Raw genomic sequence first — 26,813 nt, 5'->3', positions numbered from 1 at the left:
GTCTCCAGTGCAGTTTCCGGGGCCTCGGAGAGGTTCTCGCCCTTCGGCGTATCCGGCCGAAGGGCGATCCCGACCGGACAGGACTGGTGCCGGGTGTGCAAGGCCAGTTATGGAAAAAGGCCCCTCGATCTGGCGTGATGCCTGATCGAAGGGCCTGTTCGGCACCTTGTGCAAGGTGCCCTCGGCAGGATTCGAACCTGCGCACACGGCTCCGGAGGCCGATGCTCTATCCCCTGAGCTACGAGGGCGTATCGCTGTGTTGCTCGGCGACGGGTGAAACACTACCAGCTTCCGCGGGGTGTCCGTGAACAGGTATTTCCCGGCCTGCCGGAGGTGCGGCGCGGGGTCGGACGTAGGGCGCGTGCGGTGTGTTCCGGATGCATCCGGCCACCCCTCGCGCCACTCGTCCGGGGGCGGAAGTGGGTAAAACCCGGACGCAGCCACGGAGTCGCCCCTACTCTCGGAGTGTGTCAGGGGCGTGTGGCCGCGTGCTTGTTGTCGACGACAACAAGGTCATCCGGCATTTGATCAGGGTCAACCTCGAGCTTGAGGGCTTCGAGGTCGTGACCGCGGCCGATGGTGTCGAGTGTCTTGATCTGGTGCATCGGGTCCATCCCGATGTGATCACGCTCGATGTCGTCATGCCCAGGCTGGACGGTCTGCAGACCGCCACCAGCCTGCGCTCCGATCCGCGGACCAGACATCTGCCCGTGGCGATCATCAGCGCCTGCACGCCGTACGAGGTGGACAACGGAGTGGCCGCCGGGATCGACGCGTTTCTCGCGAAGCCCTTCGAGCCGACCGAGCTGGTGCGGCTCGTGCGGCAGTTGATGGAGCGGAAGGACCAGCCGTCGCTCGACGGCAGACGGATCGCCGGGACGGCGGAGCGCGCCGCGGGATGACCGCATGGCGAAACAGGGTCGCGGGGTGCCCCCCTTCCTCCCATACGCTTGTCCTGTGACCCCCGCCGATCTCTCCAGGACCGTGCTGCACGCCGTGCGCCGCGCGGTCGACGAGGACGCCCTGCGCGCGCCCGTGCCCGCGCGCGTGCGGGTGGAGCGGACGCGACCCGGCGGGCGTGGGGACTACGCCTGTGCCGTCGCCCTCCAGCTGGCCGGGCCCGCCGCGCTGCCGGCCAGGGACGTGGCCGAGATCCTCCGGGAACGAGTGCTGGGCGCGCCGGGGATCGGGGACGTCGAGGTCACCGGGCCGGGTTTCTTGAACTTCACGCTGGGAGCCGGGGCGCGAGGCCTCGGCGCGGTGGTGCGGAGCGTCGCCGAGCGCGGTACGGCGTACGGGCACGGGGACGCCCTCGCCGGTGCGAAGGTCTCGTTCGCACCCGTCGAGGAGGTCCGGGCCCGGGTCGTCACCGCGGCCGTCGAGCGGCTGCTCCGGGCCCAGGGCGCCGAGGTCGGGGAGCGGGCGGCGGGCGGGGAGGCGCTGCACGTGCTGCCGGTGCCGGCCGCCGACCGCGATCTCTTCGAGCGCCTCGGGAGTGACGCCGCGCGGTGGTCGCTGCTGCGGGCCGCTCCGCACGACCGGCCCCGGGGCACCGGGGGCGGTGAGCTGCTCGTACAGCAGGAGAGCAATCCGCTGTTCCGGGTGCGGTACGCGTACGCCAGGATCCGCGCGCTGGGCCGCAACGCCCGGCAGCTCGGGTTCGGTGCGGCGTACGAGGAGAGCGTGGACGTGCCCGTGCTCGGTGAGCTGCTCGCCGACCACCCCGGGGTGCTCGCCGCCGCCGCCCGGCACCGCGAGCCGGACCGGGTCGCCCGGCAGCTGGAAGCCCTCGCGCAGGCATTCTTCGAGTTCCACGACAGCGCCTCGCCGCTGCCCGTCGGTGACGAGAAACCCTCGGCCGCTCACCGTTCCCGGCTCGCTCTTGCCGAAGCCGCCGGGACGGTGCTGGCCGGCGGCCTGTCCCTGCTCGGCATCAGCGCACCCGAAGTCCTCTGAGAGATCCGAGAGAGCAGAGCAACACCATGAGCCGATCCGCACACCCCGCCGGGCCTCGTCACGCCGATGTCATGACGGAGGGGCACTACACCGCCCCGCCGGCCGATCTCAACGCCCTGGACGAGAAGGTCTGGGCCCGCACCGTCACCCGCGACGAGGGCGGCGCGGTCACCGTCGGGGGCATCGAAGTGACGCGGCTGGCCGAGGAGTTCGGCACCCCCGCCTACTTCCTCGACGAGAGCGACTTCCGGGCCCGCTGCCGCGCCTGGGCCGACGCCTTCGGGCCGGACGCCGACGTGTTCTACGCCGGGAAGGCCTTCCTGTCGCGCGCCGTCGTGCGCTGGCTCCAGGAGGAGGGGCTCAACCTCGACGTCTGCTCCGGCGGCGAGCTGACCACCGCGCTGGATGCCGGGATGCCGGCCGAGCGCATCGCCTTCCACGGCAACAACAAGAGCGTCGCGGAGATCGAGCGGGCCGTCGAGGCCGGCGTCGGCCGGATCGTGCTCGACTCCTTCCAGGAGATCGCCCGGGTCGCCCACGTCGCGCAGCGGCTCGGCAAGCGGCAGCGCGTACAGATCCGGGTGACCGTCGGCGTCGAGGCGCACACCCACGAGTTCATCGCCACCGCGCACGAGGACCAGAAGTTCGGGATCGCGCTGGCCGGGGGACAGGCGGCCGAGGCGGTGCGCCGGGCGCTCACCCTCGACGGCCTGGAGCTCATCGGCATCCACTCGCACATCGGCTCGCAGATCTTCGACATGGCCGGCTTCGAGGTCTCCGCCCGCCGCGTGGTCCAGCTGCTCGCCGAGGTACGTGACGAGCACGGGGTGGAGCTGCCCGAGATCGACCTCGGCGGCGGGCTCGGCATCGCGTACACCTCCGAGGACGACCCGCGCGAGCCGCACGAGATCGCCAAGGCGCTCGGCGACATCGTGACCCGCGAGTGCGAGGCCGCCGGGCTCGCCACCCCGCGGATCTCCGTCGAGCCGGGGCGTGCCATCGTCGGCCCGACCGCCTTCACGCTGTACGAGGTCGGCACCATCAAGCCCCTGGACGGGCTGCGTACGTACGTCAGCGTCGACGGCGGCATGTCGGACAACATCCGCACCGCGCTGTACGACGCCGAGTACACCGTCGCGCTCGCCTCGCGCACCTCCGACGCCGAGCCGATGCTCGTCCGCGTCGTCGGCAAGCACTGCGAGAGCGGCGACATCGTGGTCAAGGACGCGTTCCTGCCGTCCGACCTCGCCCCCGGCGATCTGATCGCCGTGCCCGCCACCGGTGCGTACTGCCGTTCCATGGCGAGCAACTACAACCACGCCCTGCGTCCGCCGGTCGTCGCCGTGCGCGACGGACAGGCTCGTGTCATCGTCAGGCGCGAGACGGAGGAAGATCTCCTGCGTCTCGATGTCGGCTGATGAAATAGATGTCTCAGGATCCGGACGGGTGGCAGAAACTCCCGTCCGGTGAGTGAGACTGGTCCACACATCAGATGTAAAGGAAACGAGGTCGGATGATGCGTACGCGTCCGCTGAAGGTGGCGCTGCTGGGCTGTGGAGTGGTCGGCTCAGAGGTGGCGCGCATCATGACGACGCACGCCGACGACCTCGCCGCGCGCATCGGCGCGCCGGTGGAGCTCGCCGGTGTCGCCGTGCGCCGGCCCTCCAAGGTGCGCGAGGGCATCGACCCCGCACTGATCACCACCGATGCGACGGCCCTGGTCAAACGGGGCGACATCGACGTCGTCATCGAGGTCATCGGCGGCATCGAGCCCGCCCGCACGCTCATCACCACCGCCTTCGAGCACGGCGCGAGCGTCGTCTCCGCCAACAAGGCGCTGCTGGCCGAGGACGGCGCCGTGCTGCACGCCGCCGCCGAGCAGCACGGCCGGGACCTCTACTACGAGGCCGCCGTGGCCGGTGCCATCCCGCTCGTACGGCCACTGCGCGAGTCGCTCGCCGGTGACAAGGTCAACCGGGTCCTCGGCATCGTGAACGGCACGACCAACTTCATCCTCGACAAGATGGACACGAGCGGAGCCGGGTACTCCGAAGCGCTCGACGAGGCCACCGCCCTCGGATACGCCGAGGCCGACCCGACCGCCGACGTGGAGGGCTTCGACGCCGCCGCCAAGGCCGCGATCCTCGCCGGCATCGCCTTCCACACCCGGGTGCGGATCGGCGACGTGCACCGCGAGGGCATCACCGAGGTCACCGCCGCCGACATCGCCTCCGCCCGCCGCATGGGCTGCACCGTCAAGCTCCTCGCCATCTGCGAGCGAGCCGCCGACGGGCAGTCGGTCACCGCCCGGGTCCACCCCGCGATGATCCCGCTGAGCCACCCACTGGCCTCCGTCCGCGAGGCGTACAACGCGGTCTTCGTCGAGGCGGAGGCCGCCGGACAGCTCATGTTCTACGGCCCCGGCGCCGGCGGCTCGCCGACCGCCTCCGCGGTCCTCGGCGACCTGGTCGCGGTCTGCCGCAACAAGCTCAACGAGGCCACCGGCCCCGGTGAGTCCGCGTACACGCGCCTGCCGGTCAGCCCCATGGGCGACGTGGTCACGCGGTACCACATCAGTCTCGACGTGGCCGACAAGCCTGGCGTGCTCGCCCAGGTCGCGACGGTCTTCGCCGAAAAGGGCGTATCGATCGATACGGTACGCCAGCAAGGTCGACCGGACGGAGGCGGCGAGGCATCCCTCGTCGTCGTCACCCACCGCGCGTCCGACGCCGCCCTCTCGGCGACCGTCGAGGCGCTGCGCAAGCTCGACACCGTGCGCGGTGTCGCCAGCATCATGCGTGTTGAAGGGGAGTAAGGACCCATGACCAGCAAGGGCACCCACCAGTGGCGCGGCATCATCGAGGAGTACCGGGACCGCCTCCCGGTCACGAGCACGACGCCGGTCGTCACGCTTCGTGAGGGCGGTACGCCGCTCGTACCCGCCCAGGTCCTCTCCGAGCGCACGGGCTGCGAGGTCCACCTCAAGGTGGAGGGCGCCAACCCCACCGGTTCCTTCAAGGACCGCGGCATGACGATGGCCATCACCCGGGCCAAGGAGGAGGGCGCGAAGGCGGTCATCTGTGCCTCCACCGGCAACACCTCCGCCTCCGCCGCCGCATACGCGGTGCGGGCCGGCATGGTCTGCGCCGTCCTCGTGCCGCAGGGCAAGATCGCGCTCGGCAAGATGGGCCAGGCGCTGGTGCACGGCGCCAGGATCCTCCAGGTCGACGGCAACTTCGACGACTGCCTGACGCTGGCCCGCTCGCTCTCGGACAACTACCCCGTGGCACTGGTCAATTCGGTCAACCCGGTCCGTATCGAGGGCCAGAAGACCGCCGCGTTCGAGATCGTCGACGCGCTCGGCGACGCCCCGGACATCCACGTCCTCCCCGTCGGCAACGCGGGCAACATCACCGCGTACTGGAAGGGGTACAAGGAGTACGCGGGCGACGGCCTCGCCACGCACACCCCGCGCATGTGGGGCTTCCAGGCCTCCGGCTCCGCGCCCATCGTGCGCGGAGAGATCGTCAAGGACCCGTCGACCGTCGCCACCGCGATCCGGATCGGCAACCCGGCCTCCTGGCAGTACGCGCTGGATGCCCGGGACGAATCGGGCGGTTTCATCGATGAGGTGACGGACCGACAGATTCTGTCCGCCTACCGGCTGTTGGCCTCCCAGGAGGGCGTCTTCGTCGAGCCCGCCTCGGCCGCCTCCGTCGCCGGCCTGCTGAAGGCCGCCGAGGAGGGCAAGGTCGACCGCGGCCAGAAGATCGTCTGCACGGTCACCGGCAACGGCCTCAAGGACCCCGACTGGGCCGTCGCGGGCGCACCGCAGCCGGTCACGGTCCCGGTCGACGCGGCCACCGCCGCCGAGAAGCTGGGCCTGGTCTAGAGCCCGCTCAGGGCCCGGGCAAGAGCCCAGCTCAACCGCCCCTTTTCGGGTCGGAGAGCGCATAGGAGGCGTGCGACACGCATCGTGCGCCTCCTGTGCGCCCTATGTCGCCACAGAACCTTCCTTCGATAAGCTGTACCCAACCCGCACCGCCGCATCTGCCGCGGTGCATGGGCCGTTGTGGCCGTCAGGTTCCCCGGAATTCCACTCCCCGCCGCGCCACGACCTCCCGCCACCACGAAACCGCTTCACCACCCCCCGCTGCCTCACAAGGAGAGTCCTCCAACCGATGGCCGGTCCCGCTTTCCGAGCCGCCGCCGTCCGGGTGCGCGTCCCCGCGACCAGCGCCAATCTGGGCCCCGGTTTCGACGCCTTCGGCCTGTCGCTGGGGCTGTACGACGACGTCGTCGTCCGCGTCGCCGACTCCGGACTGCACATCGACATCGCGGGTGAGGGTGCGGACACGCTGCCCCGCGACGAGCGCCACCTCCTCGTACGCTCCCTGCGCACGGCCTTCGACCTGCTCGGCGGGCAGCCCAGGGGCCTGGAGATCGTCTGCGCCAACCGCATCCCGCACGGACGCGGCCTCGGCTCCTCCTCGGCCGCCATCTGCGCCGGAATCATCGCCGCCCGAGCAGTGACGACCGGCGGCGACGCCCGGCTCGACGAAGCGGCGCTGCTGGAGCTCGCCACCGAGATCGAGGGCCACCCCGACAACGTCGCGGCATGCCTGCTCGGCGGGTTCACCCTCGCGTGGATGGACGGCGGCACGGCACGCGCGATCAGGATGGATCCCGCAGAATCCATCGTTCCGGTGGTTTTCGTACCCGGCAAGCCGGTCCTCACCGAGACCGCCCGCGGACTGCTCCCGCGCACGGTCCCGCACGTCGACGCCGCCTTCAACGCAGGCCGTGCCGCGCTCCTCGTCGAGGCCCTCACCAGGCGCCCCGAGCTGCTGCTCACCGCCACCGAGGACCGGCTCCACCAGGAGTACCGCGCCCCGGCGATGCCCGAGAGCGTGGAACTCGTCAACCGACTGCGCGCGGACGGCGTCCCCGCGGTCATCTCCGGTGCCGGGCCGACCGTGCTCGCACTGGCCGAGGACGGTGCGGCCGACAAGGTCGCACAGCTGGCGGGCGAGGGGTGGGCGGCCAATCGCCTCGCTCTCGACGCCCCGGGCGCGAGTGTGCTGCCGCTCGCACCGTAGCCGAGAAGTGATTGCCGGTGAGTGAGAGGGGGAATGTTTGTTGGAGCCGGTAGTGTTAACCTCAAGTCTGCAACCGACGTCTATGTGGCGCGTTGCTTCGTGTCCCTTTCCGGGACCACCAATTCTTCCGGGAGCCTCCCCAACTGCCTGAGCAGCCTGCCTGAGCAGTTTCGTGCACGCTCCGGAACCGGCACGACACCCCTCGCTTGTCCAGGAGTGGGCCGAGCAGGGGGATGCTCGCGCCGGGCCCATGCACACCTTCATCTCTCCGCCGTACCCGGCGGACCACCGCCCCGGCACGGTCCGCAAGAAAGACCGCAGTCGGACAGCACAACCGGTCGCCGAGCCAGAAGGCCGACGTCCGCTCCAGGGAAGGACCCTTCGTGAGCGACACCACCGATCTGATGGGCGTGACTGCCGACAAGAACGTCGACAGCGCCGCGCCCGCCGAAGGTGCTGCCACTGGCACCACCGCACGGCGCCGCCGCTCCGGCACCGGCCTTGACGGCATGGTCCTGGCCGAGCTGCAGCAGGTCGCGTCCGGCCTCGGCATCAAGGGCACTGCGCGGATGCGCAAGGGCCAGCTGATCGAGGTCATCAAGGAGGCGCAGGCCGGTAGCTCCGCCGCGCCCAAGGCCGCCGCGCCCGCCGCGACGTCCGAGACCAAGCCGAAGCGCCGTGCCACCTCCAAGGCACGCACCGGGGACGAGCCTGCCGCCGAGGCGCCCGCCGAGAAGGCCGCGGCCCAGCAGCAGATCGACATCCCCGGCCAGCCGGCCAGCGACGACCAGCCGGCGGGCGAGCGCCGTCGGCGCCGTGCGACCGCGCAGGCGGGCAGCCCGGAGACCAAGGCGGACAGCAAGCCCGCCGAGGCCAAGGCGGACACACAGGCCGAGCCCAAGGGCGACGACCGCGCCGAGGCCAAGGCCGAAGCCGCCGCCGACACGGCCGAGGGCCGCCGCGGCGACCGCCAGGACCGCGGTCAGCGCGGCGACCGGGGTGACCGTCAGGAGCGTGGCGAGCGCGGGGAGCGCCGCGACCGTCAGCGCGACCGCCGGGGCAAGGGCGACGAGCAGGGCGGTGGCCAGGGCCAGCAGGGCGGCCAGCGCCAGCAGCGCCAGGGCCAGCAGCAGGGCGGCGGCCCGCAGGACGACGGTTACGACGACGAGGCCGGTGGCCGCCGTGGCCGTCGCGGCCGCTACCGCGACCGCCGTGGCCGCCGTGGCCGCGAGGACTTCGCCAGCGAGGTCCCTGTCTCCGACGACGACGTCCTGATCCCCGTCGCGGGCATCCTGGACATCCTGGACAACTACGCGTTCATCCGGACCTCCGGCTACCTGCCGGGCCCGAACGACGTGTACGTCTCGCTCGCCCAGGTCCGCAAGAACGGCCTGCGCAAGGGTGACCACGTCACCGGTGCGGTGCGCCAGCCCAAGGACGGCGAGCGCCGGGAGAAGTTCAACGCCCTGGTCCGCCTCGACTCGGTGAACGGCATGGCGCCCGAAACCGGCCGCGGCCGCCCGGAGTTCCAGAAGCTGACCCCGCTCTACCCGCAGGACCGGCTCCGTCTGGAGACCGACTCCAACGTCCTGACGACGCGGATCATCGACCTGGTCGCCCCGATCGGCAAGGGCCAGCGAGGGCTGATCGTGGCCCCGCCGAAGACCGGCAAGACCATGATCCTGCAGGCGATCGCCAACGCGATCACCGTCAACAGCCCCGAGTGCCACCTGATGGTCGTCCTGGTCGACGAGCGTCCGGAAGAGGTCACCGACATGCAGCGGTCGGTGAAGGGCGAGGTCATCTCCTCGACCTTCGACCGCCCCGCCGAGGACCACACCACCGTCGCCGAGCTGGCCATCGAGCGCGCCAAGCGTCTCGTCGAGCTGGGTCACGACGTGGTCGTCCTGCTGGACTCCATCACCCGTCTGGGACGCGCGTACAACCTCGCGGCCCCCGCCTCCGGCCGCATCCTGTCCGGTGGTGTCGACTCGACCGCGCTGTACCCGCCGAAGCGCTTCTTCGGTGCCGCGCGCAACATCGAGGACGGCGGTTCGCTGACCATCCTGGCCACCGCGCTCGTCGAGACCGGCTCGCGCATGGACGAGGTGATCTTCGAGGAGTTCAAGGGCACCGGCAACATGGAGCTCAAGCTCGACCGGAAGCTCTCGGACAAGCGCATCTTCCCGGCGGTGGACGTCGACGCGTCCAGCACCCGCAAGGAGGAAATCCTCCTGGGCAGCGAGGAGTTGGCGATCGTCTGGAAGCTGCGCCGAGTGCTGCACGCGCTCGACCAGCAGCAGGCGATCGAGCTCCTCCTGGACCGGATGAAGAAGACCCAGTCCAACGCGGAGTTCCTGCTCCAGATCCAGAAGACGACGCCGGCCCCGGGCAACGGCAACGACTGACGTCGCCCCGGACCGGCCGAACCACAGGGCCGCCCCCGTCACTTCGGTGACGGGGGCGGCCCTGCGTCATGGGCGGCGCGAGTGTGACGCAGCCGAGCCGGCGCCCGTGGTCGTTTCGAGACCTTTGCCACATGCCGGGCCCCCGCGGGCAGCGCGGCGATGGCTGTGCCGGCCAAGAAACCGCAGGTGAGCGCGGGATCACCGGCTGTTGGGTCGGGTTGTTGTCCGTTTCGTCCCTCACGCGGAAACGACAGGTGGCTGTGCAACCCTTCTTCGTGCCACGGCGTGGTACGCGGTACCGACATGTCGACGTTGCAATGCCCGAACACCGCTGCTTGGGGGCCGGACAGGGCCGAGCCGGGAAAAGCTGACGACCGAAGGAGACCCATGACCGAGCAGAACGGGAGCGGGGGCCGAATACGCCCCACCGGCAAGCGCCGGAAGAAGCCCTCCCGTCGCCGCAGGGCGACCGTGGTCGCCGCCTGGACCCTGGCCGGCGCGGTCGTCGTCGGTGGTGCCGGACTGGGATACGCCTACTTCAAGCTCAACGGCAATCTCAAGGCCGTCGACATCAACGCGGCGCTCGGAAAGAACCGCCCCGACAACATCGACAACGGCTCCCAGGACATTCTCGTGCTCGGCTCGGACTCCCGGTCCGGCGCGAACTCCGAGTACGGCGCCGACGAGGGCACGGCCCGTTCCGACACCGCGATGGTCGTGCACATCAACAAGGGCCACAAGACGGCCTCCGTGGTCTCCATCCCGCGCGACACCCTCGTCACCCGCCCCGACTGCACCAGCGACACGAACGGGCAGACCGTCGCGGGCCAGCAGCGCGCGATGTTCAACACGGCGTACGAGGTCGGCGGGCCGGCCTGTGCGGTCAAGACCGTCGAAGCCATGTCCGGCATCCGCATGGACCACTACCTCGAAGTCGACTTCACCGGATTCAAGAAGCTCATCGACGAACTGGGCGGCGTCGAGATCACCACCACCGCGGCGATCGACGACCCCAAGAGCCATCTGAAGCTCGAACCCGGCACCCACACCCTGGACGGCGAGCAGTCGCTGGGCCTGGTCCGTACCCGCAAGAGCGTCGGCGACGGCAGCGACCTCGGCCGCATCCAGCTCCAGCAGGCGTTCATCAAGGCGCTGATGGAGCAGGTCAAGACCGTCGGGGTGTTCTCGAACCCGAAGACCCTGTACGACCTCGCGGACACGGCCACCAAGACCATCACCACCGACTCCGACCTCGGCTCGGTCACGGAACTCACGTCCTTCGCCAACGGCCTCAAGGGGCTCGGTTCGAAGAACGTCCACATGGTCACCCTGCCCGTCGAGTACGACCCGGCCGACCCGAACCGCGTCGTACCGCTGGAGGAGTCCGCGCGGCAGGTCTGGTCCGCGCTCGCACACGACAAGGCCATCCCCGCCTCCGCCACCGAGAAGTCGGCGGGCGACAAGGGCGCCGCCGGCAGCGTCGTGCGGTGACCGCGCGGTGAGCGGACGGGCCGGGAATAGTTGCGGCCAGCCCCCGGTTTTGGGAGATACGGCCGGTCCTGGCAGACTGGTACGTCGGCCCCGGTTCACGGACGCGCAATCCGCGCGTACGACCCGGCGCCCTCCCGAACCTAGGAGAAACCCTTGAAGCGCGACATCCACCCCGAGTACGTCGAGACGCAGGTCAGCTGCACCTGTGGCGCGTCGTTCACGACCCGGAGCACCATCGACAACGGCACCATCCGTGCCGACGTCTGCTCCGAGTGCCACCCGTTCTACACGGGCAAGCAGAAGATCCTCGACACCGGTGGCCGCGTGGCCCGCTTCGAGGCCCGCTTCGGCAAGGCTGCCGGCTCCGCCAGCAAGTAGCGAGCCACTGCGCCGGTTCTCGACGCCCTCTTGCGGGGGCGTCGGGACCGGCGTTTTTTCCGGCCGGGGGTACGCGGCCCCGTTCCGTACCCCCGCCCGGCCGGCATCACGCCGTCCAGCAGGCACGCACGAGTGAAGAAACCAGGAGCCCGAAGATGTTCGAGGCGGTCGAGGAACTGATCGGCGAGCAGACCGATCTGGAGAAGAAGCTCGCGGACCCGGCGGTCCATGCCGACCAGGCAAACGCGCGCAAGCTGAACAAGCGCTACGCCGAGCTGGCCCCGATCGTCGCGACGTACCGCTCCTGGAAGCAGACCGGCGACGACATCGAGACGGCCCGCGAGCTCGCCGCCGACGACCCCGACTTCGCCGCCGAGGTCAAGGACCTGGAGAAGCAGCGCGAAGAGCTCACCGAGAAGCTCCGCCTCCTCCTGGTCCCGCGCGACCCCAGCGACGACAAGGACGTGCTCCTGGAGATCAAGGCCGGTGCGGGCGGCGACGAGTCCGCGCTGTTCGCCGGCGATCTGCTGCGCATGTACCTGCGTTACGCCGAGCGCGTCGGCTGGAAGACCGAGATCATCGACTCCACCGAGTCCGAGCTCGGCGGCTACAAGGACGTCCAGGTCGCCGTGAAGACCAAGGGCGGCAACGGCGCCACCGAGCCCGGCCAGGGCGTGTGGGCCCGGCTGAAGTACGAGGGCGGCGTGCACCGCGTGCAGCGCGTCCCGTCCACCGAGTCGCAGGGCCGCATCCACACCTCCGCCGCCGGTGTGCTCGTCACGCCCGAGGCCGAGGAGGTCGACGTCGAGATCCACGCCAACGACCTCCGCATCGACGTCTACCGCTCCTCGGGCCCCGGCGGCCAGTCCGTCAACACCACGGACTCCGCCGTCCGCATCACCCATCTGCCGACCGGCGTCGTCGCCTCCTGCCAGAACGAGAAGAGCCAGCTCCAGAACAAGGAGCAGGCCATGCGCATCCTGCGTTCGCGACTGCTCGCCGCCGCCCAGGAAGCCGCCGAGCAGGAGGCTTCGGACGTACGGCGCAGCCAGGTGCGCACGGTCGACCGTTCCGAGAAGATCCGTACGTACAACTTCCCGGAAAACCGGATCTCGGACCACCGAGTCGGCTTCAAGGCGTACAACTTGGACCAGGTGCTCGACGGCGACCTGGATTCCGTGATCCAGGCATGTGTCGACGCCGACTCCGCGGCCAAGCTCGCCGCCGCTTAAGCAAAGCCCGCCCAGCCCGTAAACCGTACGGAGAACCGCGATGAACCTGCTGCTCGCCGAGGTGGCCCAGGCCACCCAGCGGCTGGCCGACGCCGGTGTGCCCTCGCCGCGATTCGACGCGGAGGAACTCGCCGCGTTCGTCCACGGCGTCAAGCGGGGCGAGCTGCACCGGGTGCCGGACGCGGACTTCGACGCCCGCTACTGGGAGGCCATCGCCCGCCGCGAGGCCCGCGAACCGCTCCAGCACATCACCGGCCGCGCCTTCTTCCGCTACCTGGAGCTCCAGGTAGGACCCGGTGTCTTCGTCCCCCGCCCGGAGACCGAATCGGTCGTCGGCTGGGCGATAGACGCGGTGCGCGCGATGGACGTCGTCGAGCCGACCGTCGTCGACCTGTGCAGCGGATCGGGCGCCATCGCCCTGGCCATGGCCCAGGAGGTGCCGCGCTCGCGGGTGCACGCGGTCGAACTCTCCGACGACGCCATCGAGTGGACGAGGAAGAACGCCGACGGCTCCCGGGTCACCGTCCACCAGGGGGACGCGCTGACCGCCCTCCCCGAACTGGACGGCCAGGTCGACCTGGTCATCTCCAACCCGCCGTACATCCCGCTCACCGAATGGGAGTACGTGGCGCCCGAGGCCCGCGACCACGACCCGGAGATGGCCCTCTTCTCCGGCGAGGACGGCCTCGACACCATCCGCGGCATCGAACGCACCGCGCACCGCCTGCTGCGCCCCGGCGGCCTCGTCGTCATCGAGCACGCCGACACCCAGGGCGGCCAGGTGCCGTGGATCTTCACCGAGGAGCGCGGCTGGGCGGACGCGGCCGACCACCCCGACCTGAACAACCGGCCCCGGTTCGCCACGGCCCGCAAGGCCATGCCGTGACCGGCGGCCACCACCCGCACGACCCGTACCCGCGACACCCGTACACGCTTGAGGAGGCCGGCTGATGGCACGGCGATACGACTGCAACGACGCGACCGACCGTACGACGGGTCTGCGTGAGGCCGCGTCGGCCGTCCGCCGCGGCGAACTGGTCGTGCTGCCCACCGACACCGTGTACGGCATCGGTGCGGACGCTTTCAGCTCCGAGGGCGTCGCCGACCTGCTGGATGCCAAGGGCCGCGGCCGCAACATGCCGACCCCCGTCCTGATCGGCTCCCCGAACACCCTGCACGGCCTGGTCACCGATTTCTCCGAGCAGGCCTGGGAGCTCGTCGACGCCTTCTGGCCCGGCGCCCTCACGCTCGTAGCCAAGCACCAGCCGTCGCTCCAGTGGGACCTCGGGGACACCCGTGGCACCGTCGCCATCCGGATGCCGCTGCACCCGGTCGCCATCGAGCTGCTCACGGAGGTCGGCCCGATGGCCGTCTCCAGCGCCAACCTCACCGGCCACCCGTCCCCGGAGGACTGCGACGCGGCCCAGGAGATGCTCGGCGACTCCGTCTCCGTCTACCTGGACGGCGGCCCCACGCCCGGCATCGTGCCCTCGTCGATCGTCGACGTGACCGGCAAGATCCCCGTGCTGCTGCGGGCCGGCGCGCTCTCCGTCGAGGAGCTCCGCAAGGTGGTACCCGACCTCGAGGTGGCCAATTGACCGCCCCTGAGGGGCGTGGCATAGCGGGGCGGGCCGACACTTTCCGCATCCTCCACGTCAGCACCGGCAACGTCTGCCGCTCGCCCATCACCGAGCGGCTGACCCGCCATGCCCTGGTGGACCGCCTCGGCGATCCGCTCAGCGGCGGACTGATCGTGGAGAGCGCGGGCACCTGGGGCCACGAAGGCGCCCCCATGGAGACCAACGCCGAGACGGTCCTCGCCGACTTCGGCGCCGACACCACCGGCTTCGTCGGCCGGGAACTGCTCGACGAGCACGTGATCCGCGCCGACCTGGTGCTGACCGCCACCCGCGACCACCGCGCGCAGGTGATCTCGATGGGTCACTCGGCTGGCCTGCGCACGTTCACCCTCAAGGAATTCACCCGGCTGGTCCGGGCGATAGACCCGGCCACGCTCCCCGATCCGCTGGACGAGGGCGTCGTCGAGCGCGCCCGCGCGCTGGTCCGCGCCGCCGCCGCGCTGCGCGGCTGGCTGCTGGCCCCCACCGCCGAGGCGGACGAGGTGTACGACCCGTACGGCGCCCCGATCACGTTCTTCCGCTCCGTCGGCGACGAGATCAACCAGGCCCTCGACCCGGTCGTCACCGCGCTGACGGGCGTCGCGACCCACCGCTGAGGCCGCGGCCCTGCCGCCCGCCCGACGGCCGGAGGCCGGCGCGGCGCGCCGAGGCCCGGGAGGCCCGCCGGGGCCGAGCGGTGCGAGGGGCGCGGCGGGAATGGTGCTCAACCAGGCACTCGACCCGGTCGTCACGGCGCTCACCGGCGTATCCGCGCAGCGCTGACGGGCAGGCCGTCCACGCCACTCTGACGGGCGTACGCACCGTCCGGGCGCCGGAGGGGCCGGGCGGGTGCACGACGGCGCCGCACAGCGGGCAGGAGGCCCGTCGCGGGCCTACATTGGATCTGACGCCAGCGCACCCCTCTCCAGGCCCGGAGCCCATCGATGCCGGTCACCAGCACTCCAGCCGCACCGCCCTCCGCCCCGCAGGCCGCCCTGCCGCAGGACTTCGGTGCCCTGCTCCGGGAGGATCCGGAGATCGCCGCCGTGCTGCTGGGGGAGCTGCACCGCCAGTCCAGCACCCTGCAGCTGACCGCCGCCGAGAACTTCACCTCGCCAGCGGTCCTCGCCGCCCTCGGCTCCCCCCTCGCCAACAAGTACGCCGAGGGCTATCCCGGCGCCCGCCACCACGGCGGCTGCGAACAGGCCGACGCCGCCGAACGCATCGCCTGCCGCCGCGCCACCTCGCTCTTCGGCGCCGAGCACGCCAACGTCCAGGCGCACTCCGGCTCCTCCGCGGTCCTCGCCGCCTACGCCGCCCTGCTCCGTCCCGGCGACACGGTGCTCGCGATGGGACTCCCGTACGGCGGTCACCTCACTCACGGTTCGCCCGCCAACTTCTCCGGCCGCTGGTTCGAGTTCATCGGCTACGGCGTGGACCCGGAGAGCGGCCTGATCGACTACGAGCAGGTCCGCGCGCTGGCCCGTGCCCACCGCCCCAAGGCGATCGTGAGCGGCTCCATCTCGTACCCCCGCCATCCCGACCACGAGCTGTTCCGGGAGATCGCCGACGAGGTGGGCGCGTATCTCATCGCCGACTCCGCGCACCCGATGGGGCTGATCGCCGGAGGAGCGGCGCCGAGCCCGGTGCCGTACGCCGATGTGGTCTGCGCGACCACGCACAAGGTGCTGCGCGGGCCGCGCGGCGGGATGATCCTGTGCGGCGCGGAGCTGGCGGAGCGGATCGACCGGGCGGTCTTCCCGTTCACCCAGGGCGGTGCCCAGATGCACACCGTCGCCGCCAAGGCCGTCGCGTTCGGTGAGGCGGCCACCCCGGCGTTCACGACGTACGCGCACCGGGTGGTGGCCCATGCCCGGGTACTGGCGGCCGGTCTGGAGGCGGAGGGCTTCGAGGTCACCACCGGCGGCACGGACACCCACCTGATCGTCGCGGATCCGGCCCCGCTGGGCGTCGACGGGCGGACCGCCCGTGCCCGGCTGGCGGCGGCCGGCCTGGTGCTGGACACCTGCGCCCTGCCGTACGGGGACGCCCGGGGCATCCGGCTGGGCACCGCGGCCGTCACCACCCAGGGAATGGACGACGCGGACATGGCCCGGCTGGCGGTGCTCTTCGGAACGGCGGTGCGTGAGGAGGCCGATGTCCGCGCGGAGGTGCGCGAACTGGCGGAGAGTCATCCGCCTTACCCGGGGTAGCCGTCCGATGCGGAACCGATGGACCCGATCGCTGTGTCCTCGGTCATGAGGCCCGTGCAGCGCGGCCGTCCCTGATGCCGGGACGGTTTAGGGTGTGGGCTGAGATGGCCGGCGAAATCTATGGGGCAGCCCGTGCGTGATTACCTGCTGACGCTCTGTGTCACGGCTGCGGTGACCTATCTGCTGACCGGTCCGGTGCGTAAGTTCGCCATCGCGATCGGGGCGATGCCCGCGATCCGTGCGCGTGACGTCCACCGAGAACCGACACCGAGGCTCGGCGGCATCGCCATGTTCGGCGGGCTGTGCGCCGGACTGATCGTCGCGGCCCATCTCCACAACCTTGAATGGGTCTTCCAGCTCTCCACCGAGCCGCGGGCGCTGCTCTCCGGAGCCGCGCTGATCTGGCTGATCGGTGTCCTGGACGACAAGTTCGAGCTCGACGCCCTGATCAAGCTCGGCGGGCAGATGATCGCCGCCGCCGTCATGGTCCTCCAGGGTCTGACGATCCTGTGGCTGCCGATCCCCGGTGTCGGCACCGTCGCGCTCACCCAGTGGCAGGGCACGCTGCTCACGGTCGCCCTGGTCGTCATCACCATCAACGCGGTCAACTTCGTCGACGGTCTGGACGGTCTCGCGGCAGGCATGGTGTGCATCGCCGCCGCCGCGTTCTTCCTGTACACCTACCGGCTCTGGTACGGGCACATGATCGAGGCGGCGGCCCCGGCGACGCTCTTCGCGGTGATCCTGATGGGCATGTGCCTGGGATTCCTGCCGCACAACATGCATCCCGCGCGGATCTTCATGGGCGACTCGGGTTCGATGCTGATCGGTCTGGTGCTCGCGGCCGGGGCGATCTCGGTGACGGGCCTGGTCGACCCCGACGCGATGAAGCTCTTCGCCGGCAGTGAGCGCGAGGCGACCCACGCGATGCTGCCGGTCTTCATCCCGCTGCTGCTGCCGCTGACGATCATCGCGATCCCGGCCGCGGACCTGGTGCTGGCGATCGTGCGGCGTACCTGGAACGGGCAGTCGCCGTTCGCGGCGGACCGCGGTCATCTGCACCACCGGCTGCTGGAGATCGGCCACTCGCACAGCAGGTCCGTGCTGATCATGTACTTCTGGTCGGCCCTGATCGCCTTCGGCGCGGTCGGCTACTCCGTGCACTCGACGTCCCTGTGGATCGTGCTGGTGATCATGGGGATGAGCGCGCTGGGTCTCGTACTGCTGCTGCTGCCCCGCTTCACGCCGAGGGCCCCGTACTGGGCGGAACGCTTCGTACCGCCCCGCTACCGCCGGATCCGGGACAAGGGCGAGGCGGCGGAAGGGACAGCCCTCTCGTCCGGGGGCGGGGTCCAACAGGGGCCCCTGGAGGCGCCGATGGGGCAGAAGGAGCCCGAGTCACAGGAGCGCACCCCGGTGGTCGTCGGTGTGTCCGGCGTCAACGGGGCGACAGCCATCGGCCCCCGTTCGCGTTTTTCGGACAGAGACAGGGCTGAATCCGCACGCTGAGAATTCGGGCACCGCGGGGCAATACCAGACAAGTAATTGAGTTGTCTTGCTCACATGCGCGAATTCACTCTCACGTGTGACTGTAAGCACACTTTCTTGGTAAAGACCTCATCAAATAGTTTGTGATACCGTTCACGAAGCCCGGTGACGGAGTCGAAGGACTTGAGTAGCGCGGTCCATTGGCCCGAGGCATCGACTCGGACCGGGCCTACGCTCGTCCATGACGACACACTGCCCACCCCCTGCAAGCGGAGCTGCCGCCATGCCGTCCAACGACGTCCGGACTCTCCTTCAAGCCGCCGTACCCACCGCTGCCGCCGGCGTCGTCGCCGTTGCTGTCAGCGCTGGTGTCGCGGGCGGCAAGGGAGCCCTCGGCGCGGGTGTTGCGACGATCGTGGTGATCCTCTTCATGGGAATCGGCCTGCTGGTCCTGCAGCGGACCGCGCGGTCATTGCCCCACCTGTTCCAGGCGATGGGGCTGATGCTGTACACGGCTCAGCTTCTCCTGTTGTTCATCTTCGTCGCCGCTTTCAAGAACACGACGATGTTCAATCCGAAGGCGTTCGCGATCACTCTGGTCGCGATGACCCTCGTGTGGATCGGTGCACAGACCCGTGCACACATGAAGGCCAAGATCCTTTACGTCGAACCCGAGTCCGACAAGACGGAAAAGCCCAAGAACACGGGCTCGAAGTCGTGAAGGGTAGGGGCGGGATAAGTGCAGGTTCAAGACCCTGCTATCGTCCGGTTCCAACTGCGGCACTGCGGGCGCGGGCATGTGAGCTGACGCCTGCTCGATCGCGAGGCTCAATGCCTGACTGCCGCTCACACATCCGTAACACCAGTCCAGTGCCGAACCGCGGCTGCGCGCCGCGCCGACACAACGAGGTTGCCGTACCTATGCGCCACGCTGAAGGAGCCCGCGGTGAGTGCTGACCCGACGCAGGTGCTCGCCTTCGAGACCGATTGCCACATCTTCTCCGGTTGTGGTTTCCCGGGTCCCGGCCTGCACTCTTTCCTGTTCGAGCCGATCTTCGGTGACGCGGACAGCAACATCTACTTCAACAAGACGATGCTGCTGGCGCTCCTCGGCACGGTCATCATCGTCGGCTTCTTCTGGGCCGCCTTCCGTAAGCCGAAGGTCGTTCCGGGCAAGCTGCAGATGGTGGCCGAGGCCGGCTACGACTTCGTCCGCCGGGGGATCGTCTACGAGACGCTCGGCAAGCGCGAGGGCGAGAAGTACGTCCCGCTGATGGTGTCGATCTTCTTCTTCGTGTGGATGATGAACCTCTGGTCGATCATCCCGCTCGCCCAGTTCCCGGTGACGTCGGTCATCGCCTACCCCGCCGGGCTGGCCCTGATCGTCTACGTCCTCTGGATGAGCATCACCTTCAAGCGCCACGGTTTCGTCGGCGGCTTCAAGAACCTGACGGGCTACGACAAGTCGCTCGGCCCGGTGCTCCCGATGGTCATGGTCATCGAGTTCTTCTCGAACGTCATCGTCCGGCCCTTCACGCACGCGGTCCGACTCTTCGCGAACATGTTCGCCGGTCACACGCTGCTGCTGCTCTTCACCATCGCCAGCTGGTACCTGCTCAACGGCATCGGTATCGCCTACGCGGGCGTCTCGTTCGTGATGGTCATCGTGATGACGGCCTTCGAGCTCTTCATCCAGGCTGTTCAGGCGTACGTCTTCGTGCTCCTGGCGTGCAGCTTCATCCAGGGCGCTGTCGCCGAGCACCACTGATCGCGCCTCCCATACCCCCAGTCGTCCGGTGGCCAACCCCCACCGGTCCGTGAAAGAGAAGGAAGAACTGGCATGTCCCAGACCCTTGCCGCCGTCACCGGTTCCCTCAGCTCCGTCGGATACGGCCTGGCTGCCATCGGCCCCGGCGTCGGCGTCGGCATCATCTTCGGTAACGGCACGCAGGCTCTCGCCCGTCAGCCCGAGGCTGCCGGTCTGATCCGCGCCAACCAGATCCTCGGCTTCGCCTTCTGTGAGGCGCTCGCCCTCATCGGTCTGGTCATGCCGTTCGTCTACAGCTGACGAACCGCGACTAGTCCGTTCCGACGAAAGGCACTGATGTGAACCCCCTGGTTCAGCTCGCGGCCTCCGAGGTGGAGAACCCCCTCGTTCCGCCGATCCCTGAGCTCGTCATCGGTCTGATCGCCTTCGTCATCGTCTTCGGCTTCCTCGCCAAGAAGCTCCTTCCGAACATCAACAAGGTTCTGGAAGAGCGTCGCGAGGCCATCGAAGGCGGTATCGAGAAGGCCGATGCGGCCCAGACCGAGGCCCAGAGCGTCCTTGAGCAGTACAAGGCCCAGCTCGCCGAGGCCCGCCACGAAGCCGCGCGCCTGCGCCAGGAGGCGCAGGAGCAGGGCGTTGTGATCCTGCAGGAGATGCGGGCGGAAGGCCAGCGGCAGCGCGAGGAGATCATCGCTGCCGGTCACGCCCAGATCGAGGCCGACCGCAAGGCCGCGGCCTCCGCGCTGCGTCAGGACGTGGGCAAGCTCGCCACCGACCTGGCCGGCAAGCTCGTCGGCGAGTCCCTCGAGGACCACGCCCGGCAGAGCGGCACCGTCGACCGTTTCCTCGACGAGCTCGAGGCGAAGGCCGAGGCTGTCCGATGAACGGCGCGAGCCGCGAGGCACTGGCTGCCGCGCGTGAGTCGCTCGACGCGCTGACCGACAACACGTCGGTCGACGCGGCGAAGCTCGCCGAGGAGCTGGCCGCCGTGACGGCGCTGCTCCAGCGCGAGGTCTCACTGCGGCGGGTCCTGACCGACCCGTCGCAGGCCGGCGAGGCCCGGGCGGAGCTGGCCGGACGGCTGCTGCGCGGTCAGGTGGGCGGCGAGACCGTCGACCTGGTCTCCGGCATGGTCCGCTCCCGCTGGTCGCAGTCGCGCGACCTGGTCGACTCGGCCGAGGAACTGGCGAACATCGCAGACCTCACCGCCGCCCAGCGCGACGGAGACCTCGACGACGTCGAGGACGAGCTGTTCCGGTTCGGCCGGATCGTCGCCTCCGACAAGGAGCTGCGCGCCGCGCTCACCAGCCGGTCCGCGTCCACCGCCGCCAAGGGGCAGCTGCTGCGCAGCCTGCTCGGCGGCAAGGCGCGGCCCGCCACCGAGCGCGTCGTCACGCGCCTTGTCACCCAGCCGCGTGGACGTAGCCTGGAAGCGGGACTCGAGTCCCTCTCCAAGCTCGCCGCGGAGCGCCGGGACCGCATGGTCGCCGTGGTCACCTCGGCCGTGCCGCTCAGTGATCGGCAGAAGCAGCGCCTCGGCGCCGCACTGGCGAAGATCTACGGCCGTCCGATGCACCTGAACCTCGACGTGGACCCCACGGTCCTCGGTGGGATCGCGGTGCGGGTCGGCGACGAGGTCATCAACGGCACCATCTCGGAGCGCCTCGAAGAGGCGACCCGGCGCATGGCCGGCTGACCGACGCAGCGCAGCAACAGAACAGAGCAAGACCAGCGGCCCGGTTGGGCCGTGCAGAAATTGCAGAAGATTCCTGGGGGTCGGCCCCCAGACCCCCTTAAGAAACTTCGGGCCCAACAAGGAGAGCAGGGAACCCAGATGGCGGAGCTCACGATCCGGCCGGAGGAGATCCGGGACGCGCTGGAGAACTTTGTCCAGTCGTACAAGCCGGACGCGGCCTCGCGCGAGGAGGTCGGTACGGTCAGCGTTGCCGGCGACGGCATCGCGAAGGTCGAGGGTCTTCCCTCGGCCATGGCGAACGAGCTGCTGAAGTTCGAGGACGGCACCCTCGGTCTCGCCCTCAACCTCGAGGAGCGCGAGATCGGTGCCATCGTCCTCGGCGAGTTCAGCGGCATCGAAGAGGGCCAGCCGGTGCAGCGCACCGGTGAGGTGCTCTCCGTCGGCGTCGGCGAGGGTTACCTCGGCCGCGTCGTCGACCCGCTCGGCAACCCGATCGACGGTCTCGGCGAGATCGCGACCGACAGCCGCCGCGCCCTCGAGCTGCAGGCCCCTGGCGTCATGGTCCGTAAGTCGGTGCACGAGCCGATGCAGACCGGCTACAAGGCCGTCGACGCCATGGTGCCGATCGGCCGCGGCCAGCGTCAGCTGATCATTGGTGACCGTCAGACGGGTAAGACCGCTCTGGCCGTCGACACGATCATCAACCAGCGCGACAACTGGCGCACGGGCGACGTGAACAAGCAGGTGCGCTGCATCTACGTCGCCATCGGTCAGAAGGGCTCCACCATCGCCTCCGTGCGCGGTGCCCTCGAAGAGGCCGGCGCGCTCGAGTACACGACCATCGTCGCCGCCCCGGCGTCCGACCCGGCCGGCTTCAAGTACCTTGCGCCGTACACCGGTTCGGCCATCGGCCAGCACTGGATGTACCAGGGCAAGCACGTCCTGATCATCTTCGACGACCTCTCGAAGCAGGCCGACGCCTACCGCGCCGTGTCGCTTCTGCTGCGCCGTCCGCCGGGCCGTGAGGCCTACCCGGGCGACGTCTTCTACCTCCACTCGCGTCTGCTGGAGCGCTGCGCGAAGCTCTCCGACGACATGGGTGCCGGTTCGATGACGGGCCTCCCGATCGTCGAGACCAAGGCGAACGACGTGTCGGCGTTCATCCCGACCAACGTCATCTCCATCACCGACGGCCAGTGCTTCCTGGAGTCCGACCTGTTCAACGCCGGCCAGCGCCCGGCCCTGAACGTCGGTATCTCGGTCTCCCGCGTCGGTGGCTCCGCCCAGCACAAGGCGATGCGCCAGGTGTCCGGCCGTCTCCGCGTGGACCTCGCCCAGTACCGCGAGCTGGAGGCGTTCGCCGCCTTCGGTTCCGACCTGGACGCGGCCTCGAAGGCGTCGCTGGAGCGCGGTAAGCGCATGGTCGAGCTGCTGAAGCAGCCGCAGTACTCCCCGTACCCGGTCGAGGAGCAGGTCGTCTCCATCTGGGCCGGCACCACCGGCAAGATGGACGACGTCCCGGTCGAGGACATCCGTCGCTTCGAGAGCGAGCTGCTGGAGTACCTGCGCCGTGAGCGCAAGGACCTCCTGACCAGCATCGCCGAGGGCGCCAAGATGTCGGACGACACGCTGCAGTCGGTCGCCGACGCCGTCGCCGCCTTCAAGCAGCAGTTCGAGACCTCGGACGGCAAGCTCCTGGGCGAGGGCTGATCGATGGGCGCTCAGCTTCGCGTTTACAAGCGCCGCATCCGCTCCGTCACCGCCACGAAGAAGATCACCAAGGCGATGGAGATGATCGCCGCCTCGCGCATCGTCAAGGCACAGCGCCAGGTGGCGGCGTCGACGCCGTACGCGACCGAGCTCACCCGTGCGGTGACCGCGGTGGCGACCGGCTCCACCACCAAGCACCCGCTGACCACCGAGGCCGAGACCCCGGCACGGGCCGCGATCCTGCTCATCACGAGCGACCGCGGTCTGGCTGGCGGTTACTCCTCCAACGCCATCAAGGCCGCGGAGCGACTGACCGAGCGGCTCCGGGGCGAGGGCAAGGAGGTCGTCACCTATGTGATCGGCCGCAAGGGTGTCGCCTACTACGGCTTCCGTGAGCGCAAGCTCGCGGACTCGTGGACCGGCTTCACCGACAGCCCGACGTACGCGGATGCGAAGCGGGCTGCGGCCCCGCTGATCGAGGCGGTCACCCAGGAGACCGCCGAGGGCGGCGTGGACGAGCTGCACATCGTCTTCACGGAGTTCGTGTCGATGATGACGCAGAACCCGGTCGACGACCGGATGCTGCCGCTCAGCCTCGATGCCACGAAGGAAGACGCCGGCAAGGGAGAGATCCTGCCGCTGTTCGACTTCGAGCCGTCGGCGGAGGACGTCCTCGACGCCCTGCTTCCGCGGTACGTCGAGAGCCGGATCTACAACGCGCTGCTGCAGGCCGCTGCTTCCGAGCACGCCGCCCGCCGCCGCGCGATGAAGTCGGCCACCGACAACGCCGGTGAGCTCATCAAGACGCTCTCCCGGCTTGCCAACGCGGCCCGCCAGGCCGAAATCACCCAGGAAATCAGCGAGATCGTCGGTGGTGCCAGTGCGCTGGCCGACGCGACCGCGGGGAGTGACAAGTAATGACGACCACAGTTGAGACGGCCGTTGCCACGGGCCGCGTCGCCCGGGTCATCGGCCCGGTCGTCGACGTGGAGTTCCCCGTCGACGCGATGCCGGACATCTACAACGCGCTGACCGTCGAGGTGGCCGACCCGGCCGAGGACGGCAAGCTCAAGACGCTGACCCTGGAGGTCGCCCAGCACCTGGGCGACGGCCTGGTCCGCGCGATCTCGATGCAGCCCACCGACGGTCTGGTCCGCCAGGCCGCGGTGACCGACACGGGCACCGGCATCACGGTCCCCGTCGGCGACATCACCAAGGGCAAGGTGTTCAACACCCTCGGTGAGATCCTGAACAAGCCCGAGGCGAACGCCGAGGTCACCGAGCGCTGGCCGATCCACCGCAAGGCGCCCAACTTCGACCAGCTCGAGTCCAAGACCGAGATGTTCGAGACCGGCGTCAAGGTCATCGACCTGCTCACCCCGTACGTCAAGGGTGGAAAGATCGGTCTGTTCGGTGGTGCCGGTGTCGGCAAGACCGTTCTGATCCAGGAAATGATCTACCGCGTGGCCAACAACCACGACGGTGTGTCGGTGTTCGCCGGTGTCGGTGAGCGCACCCGTGAGGGCAACGACCTCATCGAGGAAATGGCCGACTCGGGCGTCATCGACAAGACGGCGCTTGTCTTCGGTCAGATGGACGAGCCGCCGGGCACGCGTCTTCGCGTCGCGCTGGCCGGTCTGACCATGGCGGAGTACTTCCGCGATGTGCAGAAGCAGGACGTGCTCTTCTTCATCGACAACATCTTCCGGTACACCCAGGCCGGCTCCGAGGTGTCCACCCTGCTCGGCCGTATGCCGTCCGCGGTCGGTTACCAGCCGAACCTGGCCGACGAGATGGGTCTGCTGCAGGAGCGCATCACGTCGACCCGCGGTCACTCGATCACCTCGATGCAGGCGATCTACGTCCCCGCGGACGACCTGACCGACCCGGCCCCGGCCACCACCTTCGCCCACCTCGACGCGACGACGGTTCTCTCCCGTCCGATCTCCGAGAAGGGCATCTACCCGGCCGTGGACCCGCTGGACTCCACGTCCCGCATCCTGGACCCCCGCTACATCGCGGAGGACCACTACGCGGCGGCCATGCGTGTCAAGGGGATCCTCCAGAAGTACAAGGACCTCCAGGACATCATCGCGATCCTCGGTATCGACGAGCTGGGCGAGGAGGACAAGCTCGTTGTCCACCGTGCCCGTCGTGTCGAGCGCTTCCTGTCGCAGAACACCCACGTCGCCAAGCAGTTCACCGGCGTGGACGGTTCGGACGTGCCGCTCGACGAGTCGATCGCCGCGTTCAACGCGATCTGCGACGGCGAGTACGACCACTTCCCCGAGCAGGCGTTCTTCATGTGCGGTGGCATCGAGGACCTGAAGGCCAACGCCAAGGAGCTCGGCGTCTCCTGAGCCCCTGGCTCACCGAGGGGGGCGGGTGTGTCCCGTCCCCCTCACCACGCCCCGTAGAATTGACCCAACACCCGGCTCGAACGGCCGGGTGGTGACCCGAGGAGCCACCCTTGGCTGCTGAGCTGCACGTCGAGCTGGTCGCCGCGGACCGCAGTGTCTGGTCCGGCGAGGCCACCCTGGTCGTCGCGCGCACCACGTCCGGCGACATCGGCGTCATGCCCGGTCACCAGCCGCTTCTGGGTGTGCTGGAATCGGGCCCGGTGACGATCCGTACGAGCGACGACCGGACTGTGGTCGCCGCTGTGCACGGCGGTTTCATTTCGTTCGCGGACGACAAGCTCTCGCTGCTCGCCGAGATCGCGGAGCTGGCGGACGAGATCGATGTCCAGCGCGCCGAGCGTGCGCTGGAGCGCGCGAAGTCGGACACGGACGCTGCCTCCGAGCGGCGCGCCGAAGTCCGACTGCGTGCGGTGGCGGTGCGCTAGCGCCCCGCTACCACGTAGCTTTACCCTCAGCCGCGGCCCGAGCTGGAGACCACTCCAGACCGTGTCGCGGCTGAGGCGATGCAGGTGCGGTTGTATCTGGCGGTATCCGTTACTCGACGACGCGAGGAGGTCGGTGGAGATGTTCCTCGCGCTGTGGGTGGGCGGGCTGCTCGTCGCACTGGTCCTGATCGGACTCTTCTTCTTCGGTCTGCGCCGGCGGCTGATTCAGCGCTCCGGCGGGACCTTCGACTGCAGCCTGCGATGGAACGTGTCCGAGGAGCCCGACCTCTCGGGCAAGGGCTGGGTCTACGGGGTCGCCCGGTACAGCGAGGACCGGATCAACTGGTTCCGCGTCTTTTCCTACGCTCCTCGACCCCGCCGGGTCCTGGAGCGTTCCGCGATCGAGGTGGTCGCCCGGCGGCTGCCCGAGGGCGAGGAGGAGCTGGCGCTGCTCTCCGACGCCGTGGTGCTCGGCTGTCTCCACGGGGAGACCCGCCTGGAGCTGGCCATGAGCGACGACGCGCTGACCGGATTCCTCGCCTGGCTGGAGGCGGCTCCGCCCGGCCAGCGGGTCAACGTGGCTTAGGGCCGGCCGGCAGCACTCTGCACGGCCCAGAAGACGGAAGAACCGGGGAGGCGGGGGGCGGACCCGTCTCCCCGGCTGCTTTCCGGGGTGGTGCGTGGTGCTGGTGGGGGGTTGTCTCAGACCGTGAGGGCTACTTCAGGCCGCTGTTGATGGCGCCGACGAGTTCACCGCCCGCGGTGTCGCCGCTGAACTCCCAGAAGAAGGCGCCTCCCAGGCCCTGGTTCTTCGCCCAGTTCATCTTGGTGGCGATGGTGGCCGGGGTGTCGTAGCTCCACCAGTTGGTGCCGCAGTGGGCGTAGGCGGTGCCGGCGACGGTGCCGGTGG

General features: G+C 69.5%; 26 protein-coding genes and 1 tRNA gene. 25 read left to right on the top strand and 2 right to left on the bottom strand.

Annotated features, from left to right (window positions below):
• Window positions 1–176: 176 nt before the first annotated feature.
• Window positions 177–248 (bottom strand) — tRNA-Arg (locus tag ACIRJP_RS33185).
• A gap of 240 nt (window positions 249–488) precedes the next feature.
• On the opposite strand from ACIRJP_RS33185, the gene ACIRJP_RS33180 reads away from it, so the two are divergent.
• From ACIRJP_RS33180 to ACIRJP_RS33060, 25 genes are all read left to right on the top strand, one after another.
• On the top strand, window positions 489–902 hold the full coding sequence (locus ACIRJP_RS33180; RefSeq protein WP_404182277.1) for a response regulator: 414 nt from the start codon (window positions 489–491) through the stop codon (window positions 900–902).
• A gap of 55 nt (window positions 903–957) precedes the next feature.
• On the top strand, window positions 958–1,956 hold the full coding sequence (nrtL, locus tag ACIRJP_RS33175) for an ArgS-related anticodon-binding protein NrtL (RefSeq protein WP_404182274.1): 999 nt from the start codon (window positions 958–960) through the stop codon (window positions 1,954–1,956).
• Window positions 1,957–1,982: 26 nt separating this feature from the next.
• Window positions 1,983–3,374, top strand: coding sequence for a diaminopimelate decarboxylase (gene lysA, locus ACIRJP_RS33170; RefSeq protein ID WP_404182271.1), 1,392 nt, complete (start codon window positions 1,983–1,985; stop codon window positions 3,372–3,374).
• A 95-nt stretch (window positions 3,375–3,469) separates the two neighbouring features.
• Window positions 3,470–4,771 (top strand): homoserine dehydrogenase, encoded by a 1,302-nt coding sequence (locus ACIRJP_RS33165; protein WP_404182268.1) that lies wholly within the window; start codon window positions 3,470–3,472, stop codon window positions 4,769–4,771.
• Between the two features lie 6 nt (window positions 4,772–4,777).
• On the top strand, window positions 4,778–5,848 hold the full coding sequence (thrC, locus tag ACIRJP_RS33160) for a threonine synthase (RefSeq protein WP_266729683.1): 1,071 nt from the start codon (window positions 4,778–4,780) through the stop codon (window positions 5,846–5,848).
• A gap of 289 nt (window positions 5,849–6,137) precedes the next feature.
• The gene (thrB, locus tag ACIRJP_RS33155; RefSeq protein ID WP_404182264.1) at window positions 6,138–7,055 is read left to right on the top strand and encodes a homoserine kinase; all 918 of its coding nucleotides are present in this window, start codon (window positions 6,138–6,140) and stop codon (window positions 7,053–7,055) included.
• A gap of 383 nt (window positions 7,056–7,438) precedes the next feature.
• Window positions 7,439–9,463 (top strand): transcription termination factor Rho, encoded by a 2,025-nt coding sequence (gene rho / locus ACIRJP_RS33150; RefSeq protein ID WP_404182261.1) that lies wholly within the window; start codon window positions 7,439–7,441, stop codon window positions 9,461–9,463.
• A gap of 387 nt (window positions 9,464–9,850) precedes the next feature.
• Window positions 9,851–10,954, top strand: coding sequence for an LCP family protein (locus ACIRJP_RS33145; protein WP_404182258.1), 1,104 nt, complete (start codon window positions 9,851–9,853; stop codon window positions 10,952–10,954).
• A gap of 153 nt (window positions 10,955–11,107) precedes the next feature.
• Window positions 11,108–11,332, top strand: coding sequence for a 50S ribosomal protein L31 (gene rpmE / locus ACIRJP_RS33140; protein WP_003966263.1), 225 nt, complete (start codon window positions 11,108–11,110; stop codon window positions 11,330–11,332).
• A gap of 155 nt (window positions 11,333–11,487) precedes the next feature.
• Complete coding sequence (prfA, locus tag ACIRJP_RS33135; RefSeq protein ID WP_356088300.1) at window positions 11,488–12,564, top strand: peptide chain release factor 1; 1,077 nt, start codon at window positions 11,488–11,490, stop codon at window positions 12,562–12,564.
• Window positions 12,565–12,604: 40 nt separating this feature from the next.
• The gene (gene prmC / locus ACIRJP_RS33130; RefSeq protein WP_326767849.1) at window positions 12,605–13,450 is read left to right on the top strand and encodes a peptide chain release factor N(5)-glutamine methyltransferase; all 846 of its coding nucleotides are present in this window, start codon (window positions 12,605–12,607) and stop codon (window positions 13,448–13,450) included.
• 64 nt (window positions 13,451–13,514) lie between these two features.
• Window positions 13,515–14,162, top strand: coding sequence for an L-threonylcarbamoyladenylate synthase (locus tag ACIRJP_RS33125; RefSeq protein ID WP_356088299.1), 648 nt, complete (start codon window positions 13,515–13,517; stop codon window positions 14,160–14,162).
• Window positions 14,159–14,800, top strand: coding sequence for a protein-tyrosine-phosphatase (locus ACIRJP_RS33120; protein WP_404182252.1), 642 nt, complete (start codon window positions 14,159–14,161; stop codon window positions 14,798–14,800). Before ACIRJP_RS33125 ends, ACIRJP_RS33120 begins: the two co-directional genes overlap by 4 nt.
• A gap of 327 nt (window positions 14,801–15,127) precedes the next feature.
• Window positions 15,128–16,396 carry a serine hydroxymethyltransferase gene (gene glyA / locus ACIRJP_RS33115; protein WP_404182249.1) on the top strand — a complete coding sequence of 423 codons (1,269 nt, stop codon included), beginning with the start codon at window positions 15,128–15,130 and terminating at the stop codon, window positions 16,394–16,396.
• Between the two features lie 120 nt (window positions 16,397–16,516).
• Entirely contained in the window at window positions 16,517–17,905 is a 1,389-nt protein-coding gene (locus ACIRJP_RS33110; protein ID WP_404182246.1) for an MraY family glycosyltransferase, read from the top strand.
• 262 nt (window positions 17,906–18,167) lie between these two features.
• Window positions 18,168–18,605: a hypothetical protein gene (locus tag ACIRJP_RS33105; RefSeq protein ID WP_404182243.1), complete on the top strand. Its 438-nt coding sequence runs from the start codon at window positions 18,168–18,170 to the stop codon at window positions 18,603–18,605.
• Between the two features lie 210 nt (window positions 18,606–18,815).
• Window positions 18,816–19,652: a F0F1 ATP synthase subunit A gene (gene atpB / locus ACIRJP_RS33100; protein WP_358946359.1), complete on the top strand. Its 837-nt coding sequence runs from the start codon at window positions 18,816–18,818 to the stop codon at window positions 19,650–19,652.
• Window positions 19,653–19,724: 72 nt separating this feature from the next.
• A complete protein-coding gene (atpE, locus tag ACIRJP_RS33095) occupies window positions 19,725–19,952 on the top strand; it encodes an ATP synthase F0 subunit C (RefSeq protein ID WP_030386954.1) in 228 nt (75 codons plus the stop codon).
• A 38-nt stretch (window positions 19,953–19,990) separates the two neighbouring features.
• Complete coding sequence (locus tag ACIRJP_RS33090) at window positions 19,991–20,536, top strand: F0F1 ATP synthase subunit B (protein ID WP_404182240.1); 546 nt, start codon at window positions 19,991–19,993, stop codon at window positions 20,534–20,536.
• Window positions 20,533–21,348, top strand: coding sequence for a F0F1 ATP synthase subunit delta (locus tag ACIRJP_RS33085; protein WP_404182237.1), 816 nt, complete (start codon window positions 20,533–20,535; stop codon window positions 21,346–21,348). Before ACIRJP_RS33090 ends, ACIRJP_RS33085 begins: the two co-directional genes overlap by 4 nt.
• A gap of 138 nt (window positions 21,349–21,486) precedes the next feature.
• Window positions 21,487–23,058, top strand: coding sequence for a F0F1 ATP synthase subunit alpha (gene atpA, locus ACIRJP_RS33080; RefSeq protein ID WP_360927011.1), 1,572 nt, complete (start codon window positions 21,487–21,489; stop codon window positions 23,056–23,058).
• Window positions 23,059–23,061: 3 nt separating this feature from the next.
• Window positions 23,062–23,976 (top strand): F0F1 ATP synthase subunit gamma, encoded by a 915-nt coding sequence (locus ACIRJP_RS33075; protein ID WP_351260794.1) that lies wholly within the window; start codon window positions 23,062–23,064, stop codon window positions 23,974–23,976.
• Window positions 23,976–25,418: a F0F1 ATP synthase subunit beta gene (atpD, locus tag ACIRJP_RS33070; protein WP_356088294.1), complete on the top strand. Its 1,443-nt coding sequence runs from the start codon at window positions 23,976–23,978 to the stop codon at window positions 25,416–25,418. Before ACIRJP_RS33075 ends, atpD begins: the two co-directional genes overlap by 1 nt.
• 110 nt (window positions 25,419–25,528) lie before the next feature.
• The gene (locus tag ACIRJP_RS33065; RefSeq protein WP_404182233.1) at window positions 25,529–25,903 is read left to right on the top strand and encodes a F0F1 ATP synthase subunit epsilon; all 375 of its coding nucleotides are present in this window, start codon (window positions 25,529–25,531) and stop codon (window positions 25,901–25,903) included.
• A 139-nt stretch (window positions 25,904–26,042) separates the two neighbouring features.
• Window positions 26,043–26,489: a DUF2550 domain-containing protein gene (locus ACIRJP_RS33060; RefSeq protein WP_266733551.1), complete on the top strand. Its 447-nt coding sequence runs from the start codon at window positions 26,043–26,045 to the stop codon at window positions 26,487–26,489.
• Window positions 26,490–26,619: 130 nt separating this feature from the next.
• Here the strand turns inward: ACIRJP_RS33060 and ACIRJP_RS33055 are convergent.
• Window positions 26,620–26,813: glycosyl hydrolase family 18 protein (locus ACIRJP_RS33055; RefSeq protein ID WP_404182231.1), on the bottom strand; the 194-nt coding region annotated here is incomplete at its 5' end.

Source organism: Streptomyces sp. NPDC102437 (assembly GCF_044765565.1).
In the GTDB taxonomy this organism is placed as follows: domain Bacteria; phylum Actinomycetota; class Actinomycetes; order Streptomycetales; family Streptomycetaceae; genus Streptomyces.
The sequence above is the reverse complement of the archived record's forward strand: the minus strand, read 5'-3'. Positions and strand labels throughout refer to the sequence as shown.

Excerpts from the sequence above, each read along its gene's own strand:
- lysA (WP_404182271.1), top strand. The coding sequence starts at position 1,983 with ATGAGCCGATCCGCACACCCCGCCGGGCCTCGTCACGCCGATGTCATG.
- ACIRJP_RS33165 (WP_404182268.1), top strand. The coding sequence starts at position 3,470 with ATGATGCGTACGCGTCCGCTGAAGGTGGCGCTGCTGGGCTGTGGAGTG.
- thrC (WP_266729683.1), top strand. The coding sequence starts at position 4,778 with ATGACCAGCAAGGGCACCCACCAGTGGCGCGGCATCATCGAGGAGTAC.
- thrB (WP_404182264.1), top strand. The coding sequence starts at position 6,138 with ATGGCCGGTCCCGCTTTCCGAGCCGCCGCCGTCCGGGTGCGCGTCCCC.
- ACIRJP_RS33145 (WP_404182258.1), top strand. The coding sequence starts at position 9,851 with ATGACCGAGCAGAACGGGAGCGGGGGCCGAATACGCCCCACCGGCAAG.
- prfA (WP_356088300.1), top strand. The coding sequence starts at position 11,488 with ATGTTCGAGGCGGTCGAGGAACTGATCGGCGAGCAGACCGATCTGGAG.
- prmC (WP_326767849.1), top strand. The coding sequence starts at position 12,605 with ATGAACCTGCTGCTCGCCGAGGTGGCCCAGGCCACCCAGCGGCTGGCC.
- ACIRJP_RS33125 (WP_356088299.1), top strand. The coding sequence starts at position 13,515 with ATGGCACGGCGATACGACTGCAACGACGCGACCGACCGTACGACGGGT.
- glyA (WP_404182249.1), top strand. The coding sequence starts at position 15,128 with ATGCCGGTCACCAGCACTCCAGCCGCACCGCCCTCCGCCCCGCAGGCC.
- ACIRJP_RS33110 (WP_404182246.1), top strand. The coding sequence starts at position 16,517 with ATGGGGCAGCCCGTGCGTGATTACCTGCTGACGCTCTGTGTCACGGCT.
- ACIRJP_RS33105 (WP_404182243.1), top strand. The coding sequence starts at position 18,168 with ATGCCGTCCAACGACGTCCGGACTCTCCTTCAAGCCGCCGTACCCACC.
- atpE (WP_030386954.1), top strand. The coding sequence starts at position 19,725 with ATGTCCCAGACCCTTGCCGCCGTCACCGGTTCCCTCAGCTCCGTCGGA.
- ACIRJP_RS33085 (WP_404182237.1), top strand. The coding sequence starts at position 20,533 with ATGAACGGCGCGAGCCGCGAGGCACTGGCTGCCGCGCGTGAGTCGCTC.
- atpA (WP_360927011.1), top strand. The coding sequence starts at position 21,487 with ATGGCGGAGCTCACGATCCGGCCGGAGGAGATCCGGGACGCGCTGGAG.
- ACIRJP_RS33075 (WP_351260794.1), top strand. The coding sequence starts at position 23,062 with ATGGGCGCTCAGCTTCGCGTTTACAAGCGCCGCATCCGCTCCGTCACC.
- atpD (WP_356088294.1), top strand. The coding sequence starts at position 23,976 with ATGACGACCACAGTTGAGACGGCCGTTGCCACGGGCCGCGTCGCCCGG.
- ACIRJP_RS33060 (WP_266733551.1), top strand. The coding sequence starts at position 26,043 with ATGTTCCTCGCGCTGTGGGTGGGCGGGCTGCTCGTCGCACTGGTCCTG.